This window comes from Entomobacter blattae, from assembly GCF_014672835.1.
In the GTDB taxonomy this organism is placed as follows: Bacteria; Pseudomonadota; Alphaproteobacteria; order Acetobacterales; family Acetobacteraceae; genus Entomobacter; species Entomobacter blattae.
In genome coordinates this window covers 1,439,586-1,463,969 of the sequence record NZ_CP060244.1, presented here as the reverse complement: position 1 = coordinate 1,463,969, position 24,384 = coordinate 1,439,586, and the positions used below count along the sequence as shown (strand labels likewise).

The 24,384-nt window shown below is 48.4% G+C and carries 17 protein-coding genes and 1 pseudogene; 12 read left to right on the top strand and 6 right to left on the bottom strand.

Going from position 1 to position 24,384, the window contains the following annotated elements; all coding sequences use genetic code 11:
• Positions 1-48: 48 nt before the first annotated feature.
• The 3 genes from murJ to JGUZn3_RS06455 all read left to right on the top strand — a co-directional run bounded on the left by murJ (position 49) and on the right by JGUZn3_RS06455 (position 7,605).
• Positions 49-1,602, top strand: coding sequence for a murein biosynthesis integral membrane protein MurJ (gene murJ / locus JGUZn3_RS06465; RefSeq protein ID WP_203414845.1), 1,554 nt, complete (start codon positions 49-51; stop codon positions 1,600-1,602).
• A gap of 167 nt (positions 1,603-1,769) precedes the next feature.
• Positions 1,770-4,427 (top strand): DNA mismatch repair protein MutS, encoded by a 2,658-nt coding sequence (gene mutS, locus JGUZn3_RS06460; RefSeq protein WP_238996949.1) that lies wholly within the window; start codon positions 1,770-1,772, stop codon positions 4,425-4,427.
• A gap of 163 nt (positions 4,428-4,590) precedes the next feature.
• On the top strand, positions 4,591-7,605 hold the full coding sequence (locus JGUZn3_RS06455; protein WP_203412765.1) for a [protein-PII] uridylyltransferase: 3,015 nt from the start codon (positions 4,591-4,593) through the stop codon (positions 7,603-7,605).
• A 270-nt stretch (positions 7,606-7,875) separates the two neighbouring features.
• Here JGUZn3_RS06455 and JGUZn3_RS06450 read toward each other — a convergent pair whose 3' ends face one another.
• Positions 7,876-9,834, bottom strand: a complete 1,959-nt coding sequence (locus JGUZn3_RS06450; RefSeq protein ID WP_203412764.1) for a tetratricopeptide repeat protein — start codon at positions 9,832-9,834, stop codon at positions 7,876-7,878.
• Between the two features lie 473 nt (positions 9,835-10,307).
• On the opposite strand from JGUZn3_RS06450, the gene JGUZn3_RS06445 reads away from it, so the two are divergent.
• The 6 genes from JGUZn3_RS06445 (at position 10,308) to JGUZn3_RS06420 (ending at position 18,227) form a co-directional block, all read left to right on the top strand.
• On the top strand, positions 10,308-11,837 hold the full coding sequence (locus JGUZn3_RS06445) for an L-dopachrome tautomerase-related protein (protein ID WP_203412763.1): 1,530 nt from the start codon (positions 10,308-10,310) through the stop codon (positions 11,835-11,837).
• A gap of 101 nt (positions 11,838-11,938) precedes the next feature.
• Positions 11,939-13,339 carry a threonine synthase gene (thrC, locus tag JGUZn3_RS06440; RefSeq protein WP_203412762.1) on the top strand — a complete coding sequence of 467 codons (1,401 nt, stop codon included), beginning with the start codon at positions 11,939-11,941 and terminating at the stop codon, positions 13,337-13,339.
• A 184-nt stretch (positions 13,340-13,523) separates the two neighbouring features.
• Entirely contained in the window at positions 13,524-14,792 is a 1,269-nt protein-coding gene (locus JGUZn3_RS06435) for a M16 family metallopeptidase (RefSeq protein WP_203412761.1), read from the top strand.
• Entirely contained in the window at positions 14,789-16,123 is a 1,335-nt protein-coding gene (locus tag JGUZn3_RS06430; protein ID WP_203412760.1) for a TldD/PmbA family protein, read from the top strand. Before JGUZn3_RS06435 ends, JGUZn3_RS06430 begins: the two co-directional genes overlap by 4 nt.
• 2 nt (positions 16,124-16,125) lie before the next feature.
• Positions 16,126-17,118 carry a Tim44 domain-containing protein gene (locus tag JGUZn3_RS06425; protein WP_203412759.1) on the top strand — a complete coding sequence of 331 codons (993 nt, stop codon included), beginning with the start codon at positions 16,126-16,128 and terminating at the stop codon, positions 17,116-17,118.
• A 923-nt stretch (positions 17,119-18,041) separates the two neighbouring features.
• The gene (locus JGUZn3_RS06420; protein WP_203412758.1) at positions 18,042-18,227 is read left to right on the top strand and encodes a hypothetical protein; all 186 of its coding nucleotides are present in this window, start codon (positions 18,042-18,044) and stop codon (positions 18,225-18,227) included.
• Between the two features lie 63 nt (positions 18,228-18,290).
• Here JGUZn3_RS06420 and JGUZn3_RS06415 read toward each other — a convergent pair whose 3' ends face one another.
• The 4 genes from JGUZn3_RS06415 to JGUZn3_RS06400 form a co-directional block, all read right to left on the bottom strand.
• Complete coding sequence (locus tag JGUZn3_RS06415) at positions 18,291-18,431, bottom strand: hypothetical protein (protein WP_203412757.1); 141 nt, start codon at positions 18,429-18,431, stop codon at positions 18,291-18,293.
• A 15-nt stretch (positions 18,432-18,446) separates the two neighbouring features.
• Positions 18,447-19,436: a heme o synthase gene (locus tag JGUZn3_RS06410; protein ID WP_203412756.1), complete on the bottom strand. Its 990-nt coding sequence runs from the start codon at positions 19,434-19,436 to the stop codon at positions 18,447-18,449.
• The gene (locus JGUZn3_RS06405) at positions 19,437-20,876 is read right to left on the bottom strand and encodes a cbb3-type cytochrome c oxidase subunit I (RefSeq protein ID WP_203412755.1); all 1,440 of its coding nucleotides are present in this window, start codon (positions 20,874-20,876) and stop codon (positions 19,437-19,439) included.
• 160 nt (positions 20,877-21,036) lie between these two features.
• Positions 21,037-21,702: a class I SAM-dependent methyltransferase gene (locus tag JGUZn3_RS06400; protein ID WP_238996773.1), complete on the bottom strand. Its 666-nt coding sequence runs from the start codon at positions 21,700-21,702 to the stop codon at positions 21,037-21,039.
• Positions 21,703-22,013: 311 nt separating this feature from the next.
• Between JGUZn3_RS06400 and JGUZn3_RS06395 the strand changes: the two genes are divergently transcribed.
• The 3 genes and pseudogenes from JGUZn3_RS06395 (at position 22,014) to JGUZn3_RS06385 (ending at position 23,190) form a co-directional block, all read left to right on the top strand.
• Positions 22,014-22,439, top strand: coding sequence for a hypothetical protein (locus tag JGUZn3_RS06395; RefSeq protein ID WP_203412753.1), 426 nt, complete (start codon positions 22,014-22,016; stop codon positions 22,437-22,439).
• Between the two features lie 225 nt (positions 22,440-22,664).
• Positions 22,665-22,853, top strand: a pseudogene (locus JGUZn3_RS12915) (helicase-related protein); the annotation flags it as partial.
• A 130-nt stretch (positions 22,854-22,983) separates the two neighbouring features.
• Positions 22,984-23,190, top strand: coding sequence for an efflux RND transporter permease subunit (locus tag JGUZn3_RS06385; protein WP_238996772.1), 207 nt, complete (start codon positions 22,984-22,986; stop codon positions 23,188-23,190).
• A gap of 26 nt (positions 23,191-23,216) precedes the next feature.
• On the opposite strand, the gene gshB is transcribed toward JGUZn3_RS06385, so the two are convergent.
• Positions 23,217-24,209, bottom strand: coding sequence for a glutathione synthase (gene gshB, locus JGUZn3_RS06380; RefSeq protein ID WP_203414842.1), 993 nt, complete (start codon positions 24,207-24,209; stop codon positions 23,217-23,219).
• Positions 24,210-24,384 lie beyond the last annotated feature (175 nt).

Sequence of the window (24,384 nt, the reverse complement as noted above, 5' to 3'; positions counted from 1 at the left end):
CCCTTTTTGGCAGGGTTCACCTGCCATATCCTTCTAAGGCCAACCATTATGCTCAAAGGCTTTTTTTCCGTCAGCAGCTGGATTATGCTTAGCAGGCTACTTGGGCTTGTTCGTGATCAACTTCTGGCAGCCTTCTTAGGGGTGGGGCCCTTGCAGGATGCCTTCCAGGTCGCTTTTCGCTTGCCTAATATGTTCCGCAGGCTTTTTGGAGAGGGCGCCTTTAACGCTGCCTTTGTGCCTTTATTCTCGACCATCCTCAAAAAGGAGGGAAAAGAAAGTGCTCATCTCTTTGCACGGCAATCCTTAACCATGCTGCTCCTTTGCCTAGGCATATTCTGCTGCCTGGGCGAAATTTTTATGCCAGGGGTTATCCAGATCATCGCCCCAGGATTTGGAAGCGATAACGGCCGGTTTGGCTATGCCGTACAACTCAGCCGCATAACATTTCCCTACCTTGTTCTCATCTGTGCCGCAGCGCTGGTCTCTGGCGTGTTAAACAGCCTGCACTATTTCAGCATCGCGGCAGCAGCCTATGTTTCCTTCAATGTGGTGGGCATATTCGCCCTTGTCTCTCTCTCGCCCTATGTCGGCGGAGTAGCTATGGCCGCAGCCTGGGGGGTGACGTTTTCTGGTGTTATCCAGCTGGGCATTCTTCTCTTTGCTGTTCAACGAGCCGCCATGCCCTTATGGCCAACACTCCCAGTTCTGAATGAAAAGCTGAAAACGCTGTTTCGTAAAATGATGCCAGGCCTTATTGGCAGCGGCATTACCCAGCTTAACCTTACAGTCGATACCATTATTGCCACCCTTTTGCCCACAGGCAGTGTGTCCTATATGTATTTTGCCGATCGGATTAACCAACTCCCTTTAGGAGTATTGGGAGCAGCAGCGGGCACAACCTTATTGCCCCTCTTAACGCAGGAACTGGCCCAAAATAACACCAAACAGGCCTTACAGACCCAGAATACGGCCATGCTCTATGCCATGGGCCTGACATTACCCGCCTGCACAGGGCTAATCTTTCTGGCCTTCCCCATCATGGCCGTTCTTTTCCAGCATGGGGCTTTCAGCGTCAATGCTGCCTTGCTAGCCTCGCATTCCTTACAGGCTTATGCCCTAGGCCTCCCTGCTTTCGTCATGATTAAAGTACTTTCTCCGGCATTTTTTGCCCGGGGAGATACCGCAACCCCTGTTAAGGTAGGAATGGCCACATTGGCCCTTAACCTTATCCTCAACCTTTTATTCATGCGCCCTCTGGCCCATGTTGGCCCCCCTTTGGCCAGCAGCCTTGCCGCCTGGGGCAATAGCTTTATCCTGGCAGGTATTCTGCTCAGGAAAAACCATCTCACACCCGATAAACCCTTTCTTCGCAAGCTCGGGCTCATGGCAGCTGCCAGCTTGGCCATGGGAATTGTGCTCTTCATTCTTTCTTACGAAACAGCCACCCTCTTTAAAACCGGCCACTCCCTTTTACGGGCTACCCTTTTAGGCGGCATGATCGCTATAGGAGCCCTCCTATATGGTATTATCTTACAATGGGCAGGAGTTATCAAAATTCAAACCTTTTATAAAAAAGTCGTTAATAAGGTTAAAAAGAGGTGAAAAAAAACAAAAACGCGGTATGATCTCTCACAAAGCAAATTTTTACTATGGATCTGTTCCAAACACCCATGCTTGATCAAAACCCAGAAACCGAAAACGCCCCTTCCTCTTCCTCCCCTCAGCTGGAAGTTCCCGTAATTCCTACACCGGATGGGGCCTCGCCAGCTATGGCCCAATGGTTTGAGATTAAGGCCCAATACCCCGATACCGTGTTATTTTTTAGAATGGGTGATTTTTTCGAGCTTTTTTTTGCAGATGCCGAGTTGGCCGCCCCCATTATGGAAATTAACCTTACACACCGAGGCCAACACCAAGGTGTGCCTATTCCCATGTGTGGCTTTCCCGCCGAACAGGCCGCCTCTTATTTGCCTAAACTGGTGAAAAAAAAATTCCACGTTGCGATTGTAGAACAAGTTGAAACGGCCCTCTCACGGGTTAAAACAAAAGCCAAGGGTCCGCTTAAGCGCGATGTGGTACGCATAGTCACCCCCGGCACCCTTATTGAAGATGAACTGCTTAACCCCACCCAAACCAACCTGCTCTTAGCACTTTACCCTATTTTCTCCACGCGCCCCACAAGCCGCAAAACACCCCCAACCCTTAGGCAAGATACCCCCATTGGAGCCGCATGGACGGATATTTCCACCGGCAGTTTCGAGACCACCTCTCTCCCCTATAAAAACCTTAACGATCTGCTCGGCCGCCTCACACCGGCAGAGATTTTAGCCCCTCCTACCCTTACCTTGTCAGACTCCCTTTCTGTTTCACCCTTTGAGCCTTCCTCCTATTCCTTTGAACAGGCTCGGCAGAAACTTTCTGAGCATTTCAATGTCCTGGCACTGGAATCCTTTGGGGATTTTACCCATGAGGAGATTATGGCCGCTGGCTGCGTGGTGGATTATATTAAACGCACCCAGGCAGGGAAAATACCGCGGCTGTTTACCCCTCTGTCTCAAAAAGACAAAACGATTATGGGCATAGACCCTGCCACACGGGCCAGCCTGGATATTCTTCAAACCCGTGAGGGCGAAACGCGCTTTACCCTTTTTGCCTGTGTCAATGCCACCCGTACGGCAGCTGGTGCACGCTTGCTTGCCAACTGGCTTTCTTCTCCTATAACGGATATTGAGGCCATCCGGGCCCGTCAGGCAGGGTGGGGGGCTCTGACAACGCCTCTGGCAGCGCAGCAAGACCTCCTACCACAGCTCATGGGCAAGCTTAAAACACTGCCCGATATGGCCCGGGCCCTGAGCCGCCTTTCACTCAGACGTGGACAACCCCGTGATCTGGGCGCCATACGCGATGGGCTTATGGTGAGCCGCTCGCTCGCCCTTCTTCTTCAGGTGCATTTTCAAACCACCCCGCCACCGCCCATCCTGGCCGATATCGCCCTAAGCCTGACCCAGGCCGAAGACCTAAGCAGCCTACTGGAAAAAAGCCTGGCCCGCAACCTGCCTGCCCGCCTTGATGAAGGGGGAATTATTGCCGAGGGCTACGACAAAACCTTGGACGATTACCGACAACTACGTGACAATAACCGCCAGATTTTAGGCCAGCTCCAAGCTGAATATGCCGAGCATTATAACCTTTCTTCCCTAAAAATACGCTATCATGCCCAGTTGGGGTACGTGCTTGAGGCCCCTGCCACTGCTGCCCGCCACCTTAAAGAGCGCCCCGAACTTATCCTTAGGCAAGGCACGGCCTCTTTAGCGCGCTTCTCAACAGAGCGGCTTATTGCCCTTGGCCAGCAGATTGCTGAAGCCACCGAACAAGCCCAAGCCTATGAAAGTGCCCTATTCGAAAAATTGGTAGAAGAAAGTATCTATCACCAAAACCTGCCCGATACGATTGAAAAACTTGCCTTACTGGATGTACTTTATTCCTGTGCAAGCCTTTCGCTTAAACCGGGCTGGACATGCCCACAAATGTATAACGACACACGCTTTGTGCTCGAAAAGGCCCGGCACCCTATTGTAGAGCAAGCCTTACAAAAGGCAGAACGTTTCGCCCCGAATGACTGCAACCTCAATGCCGCCCAACATGTTATGCTTCTCACCGGGCCCAATATGGCGGGCAAATCTACCTTTTTACGACAAACCGCCTTGGCCGTTATTCTAGCTCAGGCTGGCCTGCCTGTTCCGGCCCAAAAGGTGGAATTGGGTATAGTAGACCGCATTTTTTCTCGAGTCGGGGCTTCAGACGATCTGGCGCGGGGACGTTCTACCTTTATGATGGAAATGGCCGAAACCGCCACCATTCTTAACCAAGCCACTGAACGTTCGTTTGTAGTGATTGATGAAATTGGCCGAGGCACCGCCACCCTTGATGGCCTAGCCATTGCCTATGCTGTGCTGGAAACCATCCATAATATTGTAGGTTGTCGCACCATTTTTGCGACCCATTTCCACGAATTACCTGAACTTGCCGCCAGCCTTAAACAGGTGAAACCCTTTACCATGAAAGTACAAGAATGGAAGAATACTGTGGTTTTCCTCCATGAAGTAGTAGAGGGGCGGGCCGAAAAAAGCTGGGGGATCCATGTGGCCCGCCTAGCTGGTGTACCACAACCTGTAGTAGTACGCGCGCAAAAACTCCTTGCAAAACTAGAAAAGGAGTACCAAATATACAGTGATGATTTACCCCTTCTTAAGATTATTCTTCCGCAAGCCCCAAACAACACCCCCGAAGGGCCAGAAGAAAGGACAGAAGAAGGGACAAAAGATGTCCTCAGGCAACAGGTTGCCGCCCTTGATCCCGATTCTTTAACACCTCGAGAAGCCCTTGAAGAACTTTACCATCTTAAAACGTTACTTAATGAGCTATGATAGTGTGTTGGCAGGCCCCAATGATACCATCGCCCCGCAGCCCCCTTTGGTAGGGGGAGAAGGTTTTGCCCTGTATTCAAAACCCCTTTTCACTAAAATCCTTACTAAAATAAATCCTTACAAAATCCTGTCCGTGTTTTCCATTTACTCAATATAATTCATCATGCACCAGTCCACTATTCAACTCAATGACCAGAAACAAACACTCGTCACCCTGAAAGAGGAACTGGATTCTCTTGATCTGACTGATAGCCAGACCAACAGAGAAGAGACCTTGCAGGTTTTTCGTAGGCATATGGCGCGGATTCATAACACCATTCGGGTGAATTTCGAATCCCACAAGCTCTCTGGCATAGAAGCAGCCAAGCTGCATGCCTGCCTGGTGGATGATTTTTTACAGACCTTGTTTGATTATTCTGTAAAAAACACATCCTTTCATCACGATAGCGCAGCCCTTGAGGCCCTCAGCATCCACGCCATAGGGGGATATGGCCGCGGCATGCTGGCCCCTTTTAGTGATATTGACCTGCTCTTCCTAACAGAAGAATCTCCCAGTACCCAAACCAAAGAGCTGATTGAGAACACCCTTTACATCTTATGGGATCTGGGCATTAAAATTGGCTATTCCACTCGCTCTATCCAAGAATGTCTCGAAGAAGCCGCCCGAGATACCACAGTGAGGACATCGCTGCTCGATTTGCGATTCTTATATGGCAATAAAAACCTTTATGAAAAATTCCGCAAAGACTATTACACCTCTTCCAACCCTACTGAAATCGACTTTATCCGCGATAAACAACTTGAACGCTACCAGCGTCATATACGCTATGGCGATAACCCCTACCTGGTAGAACCCAACGTCAAGGAAGGGCGTGGTGGCTTGCGCGATATGCAAACCCTTTATTGGTTATGCCGCAACCTGTATGATACAGACCCCCCAGAAAACTCCTTGGGAACAAAGGTGGTGACCGAAGGGTTACTAACAGCCCAGGAAGCCAAGCGCGCACGCCGCTCCTGGGATTTTTTATGGACAGTGCGCTTCCACCTTCATTATGTTGCCGGTACGGCCGAAGAGCGCCTAACATTTGATATGCAGCCCGTTGTTGGCAGCCGTATGGGGTATACCCGCCATGGACGCCAGGTTGGGGTAGAACGTTTCATGCGCCATTACTTCCTAACTGCCCGAGAGGTTATGCGCCTGACCCATGTTATTGAGCCGGCCATTATCCGTAAGGTTTATACCCCCACAACCCAGCCTGGCCTTTCTGACCCAGCCCTAGAAGATGCTGGCTTCATGATGGTTGACGGCATGATTATGCAAAAAAACGGTATTTCTTTTGATACTAACCCCATTATGATGCTCAGGCTGCTCAACTGTGCCCAAAAACGTAAAAGAGAGATCCACCCTATGGCCCTGCAGGAAATTATCCGCTGGGAGAGAAGGGCCATGACCTTACGGGGTAATGAAGAGGCTTCTGAGATCTTTATTAACCTTTTATGTGGGCCTGCGCCAGAACAGGCGCGTAGCGGACACCCCTCCTATAAACGCCCTCATACCAGCCCCCCTTTGAAGATGCCGGCCATTGCCAAAAATTCCTCCCACGACTTCCCTCCCCAGCCGAATCATCCTCAAAATGGGGCTTCCCCTTTCAATGATAACGCCCATAAAGAAAAAGTGACAGAAAATGCCTACTGGCTGCATGTTCTGAATGAAACGGGTGTCCTCGGCAGGCTTATTCCCGGGTGGAGCCATATCGTAGGGCAAATGCAGTTTGACACCTACCATGTCTATACGGTGGATGAACATATTATCAAGGCTCTTCATATTCTTAACCAGCTTGAAAACGGCAAGCTGGCAGAAGAAACCCCCCTTGCCCATGAACTTGCTAAAAACTCACAATCCCGACGAGCCTTATATGTAGCCGTTCTTTTGCACGATATTGCGAAAGGCCATAAACAAGATCATTCTGTGTTGGGCTCAGAAATGGCCCTGGAGATTTGCCCCCTGCTGGGCCTTAGCACCGAGGAGACAGAGACCGTCTCATGGTTGGTTCTCCACCATCTGCTTCTAAGCCATACGGCTTTTCAGCGCGATATTGACGACCCCAAAACCCTGCTCGACCTGGTTGATACCATTCAATCGCCAGAACGATTACGGTTATTATTCATTCTCACCGTAGTGGATATTAAGGCTGTTAACCTCCGAGTTTGGAATGCGTGGAAGGCCACCTTGCTGAAAGAACTCTACAACCGGGTGGCAGAGATTCTGGCAGGCGGTATGGCCACGACCGAGCGAGATACACGCGTAACCCAGGCTAAACAATCCACCGCAGAGCTCCTTGCTGAAAAAGGCTTTTCTGAGAGCGATATCTCTACTTTCCTCAATTTAGGCTATGCGGGTTATTGGCTCTCCTTCGATCAGGAAACCCATCTGCGTCACGCCTCTATTATTATTGAGGCCGAACATAACAAGCAGCCCCTTACCATTCAGGCCCAGCATCTTCCTGCACGAGGGGTAACGGAAATTACCATTTATACGGTTGACCATTCCGGGCTCTTCTCCCGCATTTCAGGGGCCTTGGCCCTGGTGGGGGCCAGTATTGTCGATGCCCGTATCCACACCATGACAAATGGCATGGCCCTTGATACATTTTGGGTACAAAATATTGAACATTCCCCTTTAGAGGATGGCTACCGGCTGGAAAAACTCCATACCCTTATTGAACAGGCCTTAAGCCAGAAAATTGACATTCGCAGTGAAATTGCAAAATCAGGTGTTGGGCATATGGGCAAACGTATGCGGGCCATTCTCGTTCCCCCCCGTGTCGTCTTCGACAATTCCGCCTCTAACACCTATACGATTATAGAAGTGAATGGGCGCGATCGGCCTGGTTTATTATTTGATGTTACAGAGGCCATCAGCCGGCAGGGCATTCAAATCGCTTCAGCGCATATCACAACCTATGGGGTGCGCGCCGTAGACGTGTTTTACGTCAAAGACCTTTTTGGGCTTAAAATTACAGATAGCCAAAAGCTTGAGCATATCCGCTCCTGTATTTTAGAGATTCTAGACCGTGCCGAGAAAAAGACAACCGAAGGAAACAGTAAGGAGTGGTTTGAAGCAACCCTGCCAACACCTCCGGCAGAAACTACCCCCCCTCACAACGTACCCTCCTAAAAATCTTTCCTATAAAATTTTTCCTATTAGGCCTGATATCGCCCCGCCCTAAATTTGCAAGATGTTTTCCCCATGGAGGGTGGGCAGGCTGAAACTCTTCTCGAGAAAGTCGATAATTCGAATAAAGAGGATATTCAGGTCGAGTCAAGTTTGTTGAACTATTGTAGTTGAATACTGTTGTAGTTGAATACTGTTGTAGAAAATATTTCAGATCATCTGATCTCTTTTCTTTTTTTACAAGCGTCAATTTTTAACAGGCGTAAAAGACACCTAAAAATTGCCAACCCTTTCTGTTAAAGAATTTGAAAGAGTTTTTAAAAGCTCAGTCCACGCCTTTTCTGGAGGCTGGTAAGTCATCTGGGTAAAGTGCCTCAGAGAAGAATACCATACGCTACTACCATCTGCATTCCAGAATGGAGCCGACCACCGCCAATCTCCCCCAAAGCGATTAAGCAACCATGTTGGCAGGCCCATAGCCCCTGCCAGATGTACAAGGGCTGTATCAACAGAAATAATCAGATCCAGCCCGGTCATGATTTCTGCTGTTTGGGCCATGGTCCGAGACTGGAGGGGTTTGATGGCCACATCAGGAGCATGCTGAGCAAAAAAATCTGCGCCCACTCCATATTGTAAAGACCACCACTCCACAGCATTTTGCTCTTTCAGCAATGGAATAAACTGCTCAAAAGCAATGGAACGTCGCCGATCAAATCGATACGTGCTACTACCTGCCCATACAATACCGACCCGCAAGCGCTGCCTTAACCGCATGGAGCGGCGGCTTACCCTACTGGCAGAATAGCCCCCCATGCCCGAGTCCCATTCCTGCCCCAAGGCCTTAGCATTGCCAAGATAGGGGAAAAAATCGGGAACGGAAAACCGTTTGAGCACATAAGGCAAGCTCAATAAGTTTACCCGCGCTGTAGCCCCATAGCGGTAACTTCCCTGCTCAATAAACTGACACGATTTCCATAACTGGGCCTTAAGGGCCGTAGAAGAGCGAACCAGGCCCAGTAATGCCGATGGCACTTCTACAATCAGCCTTACCCGTTTACTGGCATAGGGAATATACCGTAAAAACTGAATAAAATCGCCAAGTCCCTGCTCAGGGATAATCAATATGGTTGCGGTCTCATCAGCACTGCCATCCCATTCGGGCAGGGGCACACTCTGGGGGGCACTCCCTAGAAGGAAGCGGCGCGCATCAAAACCAGACCAGCCTTGCGCCATTTTCCCTTCAGAAAGAGTAATGGTGGAAAGATTAAATTGGGCCTGATGGGCAATGGGGTTTTCTGTCTCCTTAAACCGCTCCAGAATATGGGTATAAATCTGGGTGGCCTTTGGCTTTTGCCCCATATCGGTCAGCAGGGTTGCATAATTCAGCAGGATCTTTTCATCACCCGGTGCCAGCTTAGCCGCTCTCTCAAACATCATTCCTGCTTCAGGCAGATACCCTTGGGCCATAAAAACCAAACCCAGATTGGAAAGAGCTTCTGGTGAATTGGGTTTAATCTGCAATGACCGTTCCAGAACATTGCGCGCTTCCTCGTGCAAATTGGCTGCAAAAAGGCCTGCCCCAAGGTTGGAAAGGGCTGCGGCATCCTCTGGCAGCAATTTGACCACCCTGTGTAACCCTTCCAGAGCTTCCTGAGTGCGCCCTAAAGCCCCCAACAAGGTGGCATATTCCTGCTGGAGGGAAACATCTTCCGGAAAACGTTTTACGGCATGCTCCCAAATCTCCAACGCGGGGGCAACCTGATGGGTATCAAGGTAAAAACGGGCCAAACCCTGGCAGTAGCGCTTTTCCTGTGGGGCAAGGTTAACCGCATGGCGTAACATTTTTTCTGCCTCACTCACACGGCCCTGAGCAAAGAGAAATAAACCATAAGAAAAAAAAGCCTCGGCATTCTGGGGGTCATCGGTTGTTGCCAGAACAAAAGCGGCCTCCGCTTCCTGAACATGGCCCACGCGTTCCAGAGCCTGGCCCAGCACAATATAATAGGCAGATTGTGGGTCACGCTCTACTGCGCGAGAGGCCAGGGCTACGGCCATTTCGTTTTGGCCTGCTTGTAAGGCAAGCCAGGCAAGACCGCACCAGCCTTCTCCCTTTTGCGGAAAAAAGCGGGCAAATTCCTTAAAACACTCTTCAGCCAGCTCGGCATTCCCATCATAAAGGGCTTGTTCAGCCTGCTCTAACAAAGAATGTCGGGAAACGTTATTATGTTGCATCAACATACCTCACCCTCTCTCTTCCTGTTCTGTCTTGAGGAGATGAACCCTCTAAAACAAAACAAGCATTCAAGGCTTTTAACTAAGATAAGAAAAATATAAAATAAGGGCAATATTGTCCCATTACATTTCTGCGTGTAGTCTTATATAATATTTTTTCCGATACCCTTAAGATTTCCCATGCCCTTCAGACCAATGCCCTTGAGAAAAGATAAACCCCAAAATGTTTCGACGTCATCCTTACCTGGTTCCCGTAAAAGATAAATTCAGAAAGATAAGCCCAGGAAAGATAAATTCAGAACGATAAATCGATGCAAAAACCTTGCCAGCCCCTGTCGGGTTACTTATGATTGCCAAAACCATAGGGAGAAACACTCAACAAGAACATCTTGGCATCGCCAGGTTTGTTCGTGCTTTTTTTGTTCATGCTTTTTCCTACCATTCGTAAACGTTGCAAATGTTGCCATAAATATATGAATTGTCTGAAGAATCTTCCAAAAACTTCTCTCCCTGGCCAAAGCCTTGTCAAAACCTTAGGACTTGTCAAAACCTTAAACCTTACCAAAGCCCTTAGTCTTGTAAAAATTCTGAATCTTGCCGAAACCTTGAGTCTTTCAAAAATTCTGGGTCTTACCAAAGTCCTCAATCTTACAAAACCCTTGGGTCTTGCTAAAACCCTTACCGGTACGGTTGTGCTGCTCACGTCCTTTTTTCTGCCTTGGGAAGCTGCCTCTTCTGCCCCTGTTGATAAGACCGCTACACCAAACGCACAGCCCTCCTCTCCCTTGACTTTACTCACCCAGAAAAAAGCCATCGCATGGGATAGCGTTATTCCATTTAAGAATAACAGTTTTTTCCTTCAGGTTTCCCATCTGTTTCGGAAGGACTCTCCCTTCCTTATTCTGCTTTCCCAAAATGGAGATATCAAGCCTTACCCCAATGAAAACTGGAACCAGCCCTTAAAACCCAATGAGGAAAATACCCCTCAGGTTTATCAGCACTTCCTAAACCTAAACGGATTATACACCAAAGCGGGAACATCATCCTTATGGGTGCTCGATGCGGGCCTACCTGCCCCTGCTATAGAAAAGGAACGAGCCGAGAAACCGTCCGACTCCCCTTCTGATCCCCCCCCGGAAGGGCCCTCTCCCGAGGAAAAAGAAGCAAATGGGAAAAGCTCTGAGGAAAAAGGGGCCGAAAGAAAAATTCCAGAAGAGAAGGCACCAAAAAATATCAACAGCAATAACGCCGGAAAATCCGAGGGGAAACCCAAAGGGGCCAAGCTGATTGAAATTAACACGCTGACCGACCAGGTAACACGTGTTATCCCTATCCCTGTAAAGGCCCTTCATAAAGGCAGCCTCTTAAGCCAGATTCGGATTGCCGACAACAAAGCCTATATTGCCGATGCCGGCTGCCCAGCCCTGCTTGTTGTCAACCTGCAAGATGGAGAAACGCGCCGCCTGCTGGAGCGTCATCCAAGCTTAACTGGCATGCGGGCTCTGATTGTTAACAACAAGGCTGTCCAGCCTTTGCCACCTTATCGGTTCTTAAAAAACACCAATGCCCTAGAGCTTAGCCCAGATGAAACCATCCTCTATTATCTACCCGGTACAGGCCCTCTCTTCTTAATTCGTCGCGCCATGATTGATGACCCCAAGGTTACCCCCATAGAACTGAGCGAAAGCATGATGTTGTGGTACAATGTGCCCTCAAATGGGGGGATGACAATTGCCCCTGATGGAACTCTCTATTTTTCCGACATTGCCAATAAAAGCATTATTCGCCTGACACCAGACAGAAAGTTGACCACCATTGCCACCAATGCCCAACTCCAATGGCCTGGCCATCTTTTTGTTTCCGGCAAGATTATTTATATTCCTGCCACCACTCTTGATGGCTATACCCTGACCCATCCCGCTCATGAAGCCAAACCCTTTACCAGCAGCCTGTATGCCCTAACCGTTCCACTCACCAACGCCGCCACCCCCATATTACCTTAGGCTGCCCTTTCTTACCTTTATGGGAGCGCTTGACGGCCTGCCTCCATGCCCCTAAATTTTGAACCCATAACCCCGCAATTTTAAAAACAAAGTAGCCTATCATGAAATACCTTTCCACCCGCGGAGAAGCCCCAACCCTCTCGTTTTCCTCTGTCTTGTTGACGGGGCTTGCAGATGATGGTGGCCTTTACATGCCAGAAACCTGGCCAAAACTTAAACTGCGCGACTGGGAAGAGCTTCGGAGCTTGAGCTATCCGGACTTAACGGCCCTTATCCTTTCCTTATTTGCAGGCGACGATATTGATATTAAAACCCTGAAAAAGCTCTGTTCAACCGCTTACAAGCGCTTTAACCACAAGGCCATTGTCCCTTTTCAGGAGCTCACCCATGGCCTGTTTGTTCAAGAGCTTTTTCATGGCCCCACCCTGGCTTTTAAAGACCTGGCCATGCAGATATTGGGACAACTTTTTGAGTATGTCCTTGAAAAAGAAGACCGCACCATTACCATTGTGGGCGCAACATCGGGTGATACGGGCTCAGCAGCCATAGAGGCCTTACGGGGAAGCAAACGGATTACAGTTGTTATCCTCCACCCTTCTGGGCGTGTTTCAGAGGTTCAGCGTCGGCAGATGACCACCGTCACTGACCAAAATATTACCAATATCGCCGTTGAGGGCACATTTGATGACTGCCAGGATCTTGTCAAAGCCATGTTTGCTGACCAGACCTTTCGCAACGAGGTGCATCTTTCAGCTGTAAATTCCATTAACTGGGCCAGAATTGCAGCCCAAATCCCCTATTATATCTATTCCGCCCTATGGCTGGGGGCTCCCCACAGGGCGGTCTCTTTTGCCGTACCAACGGGTAATTTTGGCAATATTCTCGCCGGTTGGGCAGCCGGGAAAATGGGGCTTCCTGTGGATAAATTCTGTATCGGTTCCAATAAAAACGATATTCTCACCCGCTTTATCACTGCCAACGATATGAGCATTCAAGAGGTTCAGCCCAGCCTTTCGCCGTCCATGGATATTCAGATTTCCTCAAACTTTGAACGCCTACTTTTTGAATATCTCAATCGGGATGCCGAACAGTGCCAAACCCTGATGACAACCTTCCGCAAAAATGGCACCATGGCGGTCCCCCCACCCATTTGGCAGGCGATCGGCGAAAAATTTACTGGCCTTTCCCTTAATGATGAGGAAACCAGCCAACAGATAAGAAAAGTCTATGAGCAAAGCCATTACCTGGCTGACCCTCACAGCATTATTGGCATTGCCGCTGGGCAAAAATTTCTCCAGCCAGGTATTCCCATGATTTGCATGGCTACAGCCCACCCCGCCAAATTCCCCGATGCCATGGAAAAAGCCTGCTCTATTCGTCCAAAACTTCCCCACCATTTGGCAAGCCTTATGACAAAGCAAGAACACTCCCTGACATTGCCTAACAACCTGGCCGAAATCCAATCCGCAATCCGCAATGCTATAAACAGGAATTGGGGTTAACCATCAGGGGTGCTGCTATGGGCTTCACAGGGGTTTCAAAACAGGGTTCCAACAGGAGCTTTAACTGGGGCTTCAACTGGGGCTTCAATTGAAGCTTGCCACTCCCTATATTACCTCCAGGCTTTCCTGCTGTCTGGCAGGTGGCTTTTCTGGCTTTTAACACGCTTTATCTAACAGGAATATCATGTCAGACTCTCCCATCCAGATTACCAAACTCCCCTCCGGCCTGACTGTGGCTACAGAAAAAATGGACAGGGTAGAATCTGTCTCTTTCGGGGCTTATGTTGCGGCAGGGACCCGCCATGAAACCGAAGCAGAAAATGGAGTCTCTCACTTTTTAGAGCATATGGCCTTTAAGGGAACACAAACGCTTTCTGCAGTGGATATTGCTGAGAAAATTGAAATGGTAGGCGGCCACATTAATGCCTATACAGCCCGTGAGCAAACCGCCTATTATGTTAAACTGTTAAAAGAAGACTTGGAACTGGGCATTGATATTATTGGCGATATTTTAACCCACAGCACCTTTCTGCCTGAAGAAATGGAGCGGGAACGCGGGGTTATCCTGCAAGAGATTGGCCAGGCCAACGACACACCAGATGACATTGTGTTTGACCACTTCCAAGATACAGCCTTTCCCAACCAGCCAATGGGAAGGCCTACCTTGGGCACAACGCACCATGTAAGCACCATGTCACGCGAAACCCTTATAAATTACATGCATAACCACTATGCTGCCGATAAGGTAGTGATTACCGCTGCAGGCAATCTTTCCCATGAGAACGTGGTCAACTGGGTAGAAAAACACTTCAAAGATCTGCCTCCCCGTTCCGCCACTCAGGTTGAAAAAGCCCTTTATAAGGGGGGAGAAACCCGTATCTTCCGGGAGCTCGATCAGGTTCATATGGTTATGGGGTTTCCCTCTGTTGGCTATAAGGATAAGGATTATTATAGCCAGGTGCTGCTTTCCACCATTCTTGGTGGTGGTATGTCGTCGCGGCTCTTTCAGGAAATACGAGAAAAACGCGGGTTGGTCTATTCTGTTTATTCCTTCAATATGCCTTTTGATGAGGGCGGCCTTTTTGGCATTTATGCCGGAACTGGCCCTGAACAGACCCAGGAACTTGTGCCTGTTACAGTAGAAGAACTCAAAAAAATCCAGCGCCATATCCAACCTCATGAGCTTGAACGGGCCCGGGCTCAGTTAAAATCCTCTCTGTTAATGTCCTTGGAAAGCACAGGCAGTCGATGCGAGCAGCTTGCCCGACAACTCCATATTTTTGGCAGGCCTATCCCCACACAAGAAACTGTCGAAAAGATTAACGCGGTCAGTTCTGAAGATATTTGCCGCATGGCCCACCGCATTTTCAGCCAACCGCCAACCCTTGCCTCTATCGGCGATATCCATAACATGCCTAAGCTAGACCACGTTGCAGAAAGGTTGGCTGCATGAATACTTCTCTATCTCTTTTGGCAGACCTCTTAAAAACAGCCCAGAAAGAAGGGGCTGACCGTGCTGATATCCTCTTTATCCAGACCCAGTCTGTCTCGTATCAGATCCGAAACGGAAAAATGGAAGAGACGGAGAGCTCCGAGCAAAATGAAATTGGCTTGCGGGTGTTTCTGGGTAAAAAATCAGCTATTATCTCTACAACTGAGCTCAAACCCGATGAATTCCCACGCCTGGCCAGCCAAGCCCTAGCCATGGCTAAAGTGTTACCAGAAGATAAGTTTTCTGACCTGCTTGAAGCGTCCTCACCGCAGCGCCTTTCTAAAAATCTTGAATTATTTGATCCGACCCTGCCAACGAATGACAATATCTTGGCCTATATCACCGAAATGGAAGAACAGGCCCTGGCCCAAAAAGGGATTACCAATAGCAATGGTTCATCAGCAGCTTATGGCAAAAGCCATATTATTTTGCTGACCAGTAACGGCTTTAAAGGGGAATATCAACATTCCTCCTTTTCAGCAGGCATTAGCGTTGTCGCAGGCCAAGGCCCGACCATGCAGCGGGACTATGCCACCCATACAACCACCTTTTATCGAGACCTTGATACCGCCAAGAGCCTTGGCCTTCAGGCTGCCCAAAGGGCCTTGGCCAGGCTCAACCCTAAAAAACCGCGCACAGCCAACTTGCCGATCGTGTTTGACCCACGCATTGCCGGCAGCCTGTTGGGCCATTTTGCCTCTGCCATTAAGGGAAATGCCATCGCCAGGGGTACGTCATTTTTAAAACAGGCCTTAGGAAGAACCATTTTTCCAAAGGAAGTAACCATTATGGATGACCCCACCTGCAAAAAAGGTCTTCGTTCGCGCCCGTTTGATGCAGAAGGGGTCAAAGCTGCCCCCCTCACCTTGGTAGAAGAGGGAACTTTACAGCACTGGCTGCTTGATATACGCAGTGCCAACCAGCTTAACCTGCCCACTAATGGGCGGGCCAGCCGTTCACCGTCCTCCCCGCCAACGCCTACCCATACCAACCTTTATTTTAAAAACGGCTCTCATAGCCGCACAGATCTTATGGCCGATATTAAAGAGGGGATCTACATTACAGAAATGATGGGCTCTGCCATTAACGGCCTTACGGGCGATTATAGCCGTGGGGCTTCTGGTTTTATGATCCGCAATGGGCAGCTGGCTGAACCTGTTGCTGAATTTACCATTGCAGGAAACCTCAACGATATGTTTGCCAATATAGGGCTCGCGAACGACCTTGAATTTCGGTACGGTGTAAACAGCCCCACATTACGCGTTCATTCCATGACGGTTGCCGGAGCTTGAAAATGAAGAAGGCCTTCCTCCATTCCCCCAAAATAAAGGCTTCTCCTCTAGCCCTGGCCCTGATAACAGGGTTTGCTGCCACTGCCGTTTTGCCCTTGGATGACCTTATGGCTCGTGCTGGGCGTGGTGGCTCAGTAGGAAGCAGAGGCTCACGAACCTATATCGCCCCACCCCCTACCCGTACGGCCCCCTATACGGCCACCCCTTTTACCCACACCATTACGCCGCAAACGCCTAACCAAATGCCCAATTTCTCCAATAGGGCCGTACCTCCTTATGCGCCGCAACCTGTCACACGCCAGCCCATTTATCGTTCTCATCCCTTCGCCACTGGTTTTTTTGGTGGGCTCTTAGGGGCGGGTCTCTTTGGCCTTCTCAGTGGCCATGGCTTATTGAATTTTCACGGTGTGGGCAGTTTTCTGGGAATTATTTTCCAGCTGATCCTCTTATTTTTTGTGATCCGCTGGCTCTATAGCAAGCTCTTCCCCCCTCAAAAAAATACCATTCCCTTTTCCCCCACCCCAGAACCCAAGGCAGAGGCTATCCTTCCTGCTTATTCTTATGCCTCTTCCAACCAGAATACCCCTGTGAACCTAACCCATGATGATTATATGAGCTTCCAGAAGGCCCTTATAAATATTCAAACCGCTTGGAGCCAAAAAAATATTGCAGCCCTGCAGCGCTTCGCGACCCCGGAAATGGTAAGCTATTTTAATCAACAACTGACAGACCTCAGCAGTCGAGGCTTACAAAATACTGTGTCCGATATCCGCTTCGAGCAAGGCGATCTTTCTGAGGCATGGCAGGAAAACAGTATGCAATATGCAACCGTTTCCATGAAATACTCCATGGTCGACGTGACCACCGATATGACTGGCCGCGTTGTCGAAGGAGACCCTGATCAGAGGGTTAGCGTAACGGAAATATGGACCTTTGTACGCTCCCAGCAAAATGGCTATTGGCTACTCAGTGCAATCCAGCAAACACGTTCATAAGAAAGGGGAACTTTAGGCGATCTCACAATAACGGGCAATGGCGGGTTGCCTTCAGTTCATATAGAGGCAGCTCATATAGGGGGAGCAGTTCATAATGGCGATGATTGTCCTCGTATGGCCCATTTTTGTTTTGGCAGGTAAACAACAACAGGTTCATTCTTTAGGGGCAATTAAGGTTCTTTACCTCTCCAGAATGCTCTCACCCTTTAAAACACCACCCCATTTCATTAAAAAATTCCTGTAAGATCTGGTGCCTTGAGCGAATAATATCTTAAACGAATACCCATCACTCTCCATAGGACCCCTCCACTGATGAGGAGGTCTCTCATTCATTCCGTCATTATATTTATTGATTGCCCCTACTGCCCCCGAGAAGCCATACAAAGATACAGGAGACTAATCAGGCAAAGGGCCGTTGATGGCCTCAAGGGCAAAGTCAATCCCTATTAGCCCCTGTAAAAACCACAAGCGAAATCACACGGGGCTTGAGCAAGGCAATCCACTCCCGTAACTCAGGCCCCACCAATACGGTACCGAATACAGTACCGATACGGTAACATACTCCAGTGTTAATGCGCGCTTACGATGATTTTCGTGTGAATAATTATGGGGTGCGCGAGATTAAAAAAGTGGATACTCGTTCAAAATATTATTCACTCAAGGCACAGATCTTACAGGAATTTTTTAATGAAATGGGGTGGTGTTTTAAAGGATGAGAGCGTTCAGGAGAGGAAGACGATAAGCGTTATATTATGATTGCAGCGGCCCTTCCCTCTGATACCCAAGGGTTGATACGCAAGGGTGGATTTTGCTGTTGGTGGTGCCTAAAGATGACTTCTCCGACTTTACAGCTTCCGATAAAAAGTAGAATTTTCTGTTTTCGTTGGTCATTGTAGGTCTGGTCAGTAAGCCTGGCCATTGTCTTGGCAGGCTTACTGATCCGCCAGGGAAGACGAACAGAAAAAGCCCGTAAGGATTTTCGCACCCAACAACATATCAACCAACAGCAGGGCCAAATTACCGGAAACTTCTCAAGAGACCCAACCTTGCTTAACCCACAAGAAGAAGCCCTTAAACTCATAGAAGAATTGGCGCTATCCCCTGTTTAACCAAAACCTAAAACAGAAACAGGACAGGAACAGGGGGCATAATGTCTACAGCTGCACTATTGACTAAAGCTTAACAAGAGCCATGATAAAAAACACCGCTGCAATAAAACAATAAACAAAGGCCAACATCCAGCTGCGTCTTTTTCGCCGTATGGCATATTCTGCCTGCTCCTGAGGAGTCAGTATGAGATTTTTATCTTCCACAACATCTAGCCTTAGTTAGAAGAGCTTTGACAAGCCTAATGTCAGAAACCAGAAATGATCTCCCACCAAGCTGACAAACAACATAAAAAGATAAAATAATGAGTACCGAAAAGCCTTTCTCGCGGGTTTATCCCCCGTATGGCTGAGGCCTTCAGGCCCTTTTCCATCCCTCACCAGCCTTAGGGCATGGCCTATAAAACCAAGGCCCAGAATAAGGGCAGAGAAAAAATAAAGAGTCCCCGCCTGCCCCAAAAAGGCAGGAATAAGGGTTACACCCAATAAAAGAAAGGTATAGGCTAAAATAGACAACCGGGTATATCTTTGCCCCCTGACCACAGGCAACATGGGCACACCAGCACGGGTATAGTCTTTACAAGCATATAAAGACAGAGACCAAAAATGGGGGGGAGTCCATAAAAAGATAATGGCAAATAAAATAACAGGAAACCAACTTATCTGCCCACAAGCCGCGACCCAGCCAATCAGAGGAGGGAATGCCCCTGCTGCCCCCCCAATAACAATATTTTGTGGGGTGCTCCGTTTAAGCCAGCTTGTATAAATGACCGTATAAAAAAATATGGAAAAAGCCAGCAACCCTGCAGCCCATAGGTTAGTAGCAACCCACATGAGCAGAACAGAAAAAACCGAGAGAACACACCCATAAACCAGGGTATCTTCCACCCCTAATCGGCCTGAGGGCAAGGGACGGGTTAGAGTGCGCCGCATTTTTATATCAATATCTCGATCATACCACATATTGATCGCCCCTGCTGCCCCCGAGGCCATACAAAGACACAGAATGCTAATGAGGCAAATGGCTGTTGATGGCCGTTCAGGAGCAAGGTAAATCCCTATCACCCCTGTAAAGACCACAAGTGAAATCACCCGGGGCTTGAGCAAGGCAATCCAGTCCCGTACCTCAGACCCCACCCGCTCATAGGAAAAACGCGAACGAAATGGAAGAGAGTCTGCAACCGGCACCGAGATATTATCAGGAGGGACCATTTATTTCCTATCCCATTCCTGTAGGGACCCACGAAAAGGTGTTGAGACACACCATTCTCCAGTAGGAAGAGGACTAACCCAATAGTTTTTCTCTGTTATCCTCTTCTTTCCCCAAATACATTGCAAGACAATGAAGGCAAAGACCAGTAGCGACAAACCAAACGCGCTATCTGATATGAGCTTGCCAATACAAAAATTTGCAAAGAGCATAGGAGTTTGGGTCGCAAAAGGTGCAGAAGCGTTGGTAATACACGTGAGCTGATCTTCAAAATTCACCAAAACGCCCGTTAAGGTGAGACTGAAATGTAAAATGGCTAAAAGACCAGAAAAGTTTCTTCCCCTGATTTTTCCAATCCATAAATAAAACCCTGCAAAGGCTGCAAAAACAGAGGAGTAGGCCAAAACAGAATGAACCTGTTGTTGTTTACCCGCCAGAACAAAAATGGGCCATGCGAGGACAATCATCGCCATAACGCCAATAACCCATAGCAAGGGCACATGCAAAACAGGTTTTTTCCACAGCAAGGTTAAGGCCATGGCGTAAATGACAGCACCTGTAGCCCCTAGCATGACATAACCAGAGGCTGCAAAGAACAGGTCCTTATGCACTGTAGAAAGATAACCCGTATGAAAAACCCAGTTGACCCACCCAAAGCTTCCCAAAAAGGCCAAGACAAGAAAAGCCGCTAAAATAACGCCCCGCGCTTTCAGAACTCCGCAGAATGTCTGCACCACATGCACCGAGATGCCCAACACAGGCAAAAGCAGAAAAATCATAACTGGATAGGTATAATGGCTCATCAACACCTGAAACTTATCTATCCCCATGCTTAGGGAAGGAGTTTGCCAAAGCACAAGGCTTTGGGCGGCCACAAAGACAGGGATTGAAATGCCTAAAACGAGAGAGGCCAGCCACTGCGCCCATACAAAAACCGGAATTTCAGAAAGGGTCATCCCCAAGGGGCGCATATTCAACACTGTGATAAAAACCGACAGAGCGTAACAAAAAACCGAGGCTGACCAAAGAAACAGGCTGACCACTATGGCATCAAACGCCCAGTAGGGGAAAAAACCGAGAAAATATGCGCCACCACTTCCGAGCATAAAACCAAAAGAAAGCCGGTTTAATGCTGAAAACGCCATGCTCTGGCTGCGCACCAATACAGGCAAGAGCCATAAGCCAAACCCCTGCAATAAGGCTGGCGTCAGACCAAGATAAAGTAACCCCATGGGATGCCAAAAATGTATAAGGCTTTCTAGAGCGCCCTGGGAATGGGCACCCCCCACAGACTCATGAAAGATGAGGGGAAGACTGCCGCCCAGAAAGGCGCAGATCACGGAAAAAACCAAAAAGGCACTCCCCAGATTGGCATCAAGGTTATAAGAGCTGCCTCTTCCTAACCAGGTTGGAGCTATGGGGGCATACCCGTGTTTCATCATTATCAGGCCTTATAGTCTTCACTTAAAATTTATTGTTTTTCTGTTTTCAGATATAGCATATTTTTGTATTAAGTCATTGCTGAAATATGAAAAGACTATTTGGGGAATGAACCCCCATGTTATGTTCTTCCTCTTCTTTTAGGCGCGCAAAGTGGCCTTTTTATTTGGTCTTAACATTTTCCAAAGTTATTAAGGTAAACAGCCCTGCAGGGGGCACAGGTCTTATAACAGCCCTTTGCATATCTTCTTCCGGCAAAAGAGACTCCATGGCAAAATCGGGGTGCCACCCAAGGGAATGGGAAGCCCAGGCGATATTTTTTTCAATAAACAGCCTTATCCCTTTCTTGGCAATAAAATGATTAACAAACAAAATATGCCCACCCGGTTTAACCACCCTTTTAAGTTCAGCCAGCAACTGGCGCGGATGGGGAACAACTGAAGCCACAAACATAGCCACTGCAATATCAAACGCATTATCTTCAAAGCTGGTTTGTTCGGCATCCATTTCATGGAGGGCTGCAATATTCTCCAGTTTCTGCTCTTTTACCCGTTCACGGGCCTTATCAAGCATTTCTCCTGAAAGGTCTATGCCGGTAATGGTAAGATCTTTTCGATAAAAGGGTAACGCCAGGCCTGTTCCCACACCCACTTCAAGCACAGTCTTGCCGGGAAGGTGGTTTGTCACATGCACGGCCTGCTTCCGACCAAACATGGAGATTCCCCCAAACACGGCATCATACATATTGGCCCAGCGCTTATACGCGGTTTTAACGGCAGCAGCATCAAGCACTGCCCGTGGAGAAGGTGGAACATTTTCTTGTGTCATGCGATACATACCAAAATGTTAAGTTTTTCTACGTTTAGGCACTCTTTTCCTCTTCATTCTAGAGAAAAAGGTTTAACATCCTATTTTTAATACTCACACCCAACAGCTATCGCCAACGGGAATGCCAATATCTATAACAGCACTATCCATTACAGCGACCGCTATAACAGAAATTGTGCGTTTTTCTAACATAAATTGGAAAAATTCCCAACCCTTACCATATCTACACCATAAAAGCGGCCTAAAGGCTCTATAAGCTTTTAGTCTTTCTTTCCTCGCTGCCTCTTATTAAAGGATAACATTAATAAAAAATGTCGTGGTTTACCCTTTTTCTTATCGTCTGTACCATTTTTGCATGGGGTGCCACCATGTATCTCTATTTCCGCGGATTCCTCCATGGGAAATGGACAGAACTGAAGCTTTGGCTGGATAACAAGTTTGGTCCACCCGACAAAATCCCCCCTTCCCCCGACTCTGCCCTTCAGGAGCAGGAAGGCCAAGTGGCAGGAAAAATTTTCTCTCCCCAAGGAATTTTCTCTCCCCAGGGAGGAAAGCCTCCTTCTCATGTGATTGGCAAGATTATCCCCAAGAAAATGGTAATGGGCGATGATGGTGAGCTCAAAGAAATTGATGCCGTAAAAGACTCCGTAGAGGAACAGCTCACCCGCGAGCGCATGGAAGAAACCCTTAAAAACGAGCTGGATGAACAATTCAATCAGGAGCTTAACCAAGGCTAAAGGGTAAAAACGAGAATAAGAGCAAAAAAGCAAAAACGAAAAAAATCGTTCTCTCTTCAGGCTCTCTCCTTTATGCCTTGATATATTTCATGCCCTATCAAGGATAGCCCTCTGAAGAGAATAACTCTCGGGCAAGGCCTTCGAACATTGGCCCCCAGCGTTCAACCCCATAAAATTCATTACCCATGATGAAGGGCAGCAAGGATAAGAGGCGTTAGGGGTAGGGAAAAGCTGCTGGCGGAATGCCGTGGGGTGGTGGCCAAGGGCGGCCGTGTGTTGGTGACCACACTTACCAAAAAAATGGCTGAGGAATTAACCGATTATATGAATGAAGCGGGCATTAAGGTCAAATATCTTCATTCTGATATCGACACCCTTGAGCGTATTGAAATTATCCGTGACTTGCGCCTGGGCGTAGCTGTTACCTACACAATCCTTAAACCTAAATACCCCTTAAATTTGTGTAAACATTTGTGTAGAACAAGGCAGGGCCAAACAATACAGGACCCAAAGTGGAAGGATCCCTAAGGATAAAATAGCCTCCTTGGGCGACCTTATGGCTACGGATGTACAAAATCCCGTAACTCGTTTGAACGGTATTGGCGACTACCTTCTGTTTTCGTCCGAATATGCTATGCGTGTGTGGCTTGATCCCGACAAGATGAATAATTACCAGCTCAATGTTGGCGATGTCATGCAGCCCATCGAGGCCCAGAATGCCGATCTTCGTACGGCAAGAGATTTTCTGTGAGGTTTTCTGTCCGGCCACAGGAAGACTTATGACGGAAACTTACTTTCTATAGCCTGCCATACCAAAGCTGCTGTGTTGGTATGGTTAAACCGATCCAGCTCCTGAATCCCGGTGGGAGAGGTCACGTTAATTTCCGTCAGCCATTCGCCGATCACATCTATCCCTACAAAAATCAGCCCTTCGCGCTTTAAAAAAGGCCCAATGGCTGTACAAATTTCCTTATCACGCTCTGTTAAGCCAATGGGTTGGGCTACCCCACCCACATGCATGTTTGAGCGAATCTCACCTTCCTGAGGCATACGGTTAATGGCACCTGCCACTTCTCCATCTACAAGAATAATACGCTTATCACCCGCTTTAACGGCAGGCACAAAACGCTGGACCATTAATGGCTCGCGCGAGGTGGAAAAATAAAATTCCAATAACGAACTTAAATTTTCATCCTGGGCAGAAAGGCGAAAAATCCCCACGCCTCCATTCCCATAGAGAGGTTTAAGGATAATATCGCCATGCTCTGCCCGAAAAGCCTTAATGGCTTCACTACTCCAGGTGACCAGGGTGGGTGGCATCAGGGCTGGAAAATTCATGGCCACCAGCTTTTCCGGTGCATCACGCACGGCCCGGGGGTTGTTCACAATAAGGGTTTTGCCCTCCCCTATGCCATGAATACGTTCCAGCATATAGGTGGCCGAAATATAGCCCATATCAAAGGGAGGATCCTGGCGCATCAACACGACATCGGTCTGGCCCAAATCCAGGGTTTCATAAGGAGAAAATTGGGCATGTTGGGCACCCTCATGTTGGGCACCTTCGCGAAACACTTGCACCTGACGGGCCTGACACAACAAGGCAAAGCCCTTACTTTCGGGGTGGGTTTCGTACCGTAGGGAATTAACATGATACTCATAAAGCGTATGACCCCGCGCCTGCGCCTCTAACATCAAGGCAAAAGTGGAATCTCCCTTAGGATTCACCTGCTCAAGAGGGTCCATCTGAACGGCAATTTTTAGAGACGGCATCGCTATTTCATCCACCTTCAATAAGTCAAAACCAAAATGGTCTTCATTCCATAATCCATTTTTTCCCACACCGCTACAACACCTATACCTCCGCACACTATTTTTTGCCCTCTCTCTTCTTGAGTCACCCCTCTACGGACCCAATCAAACCATAGGCCCAACCAGGATGTAGGCA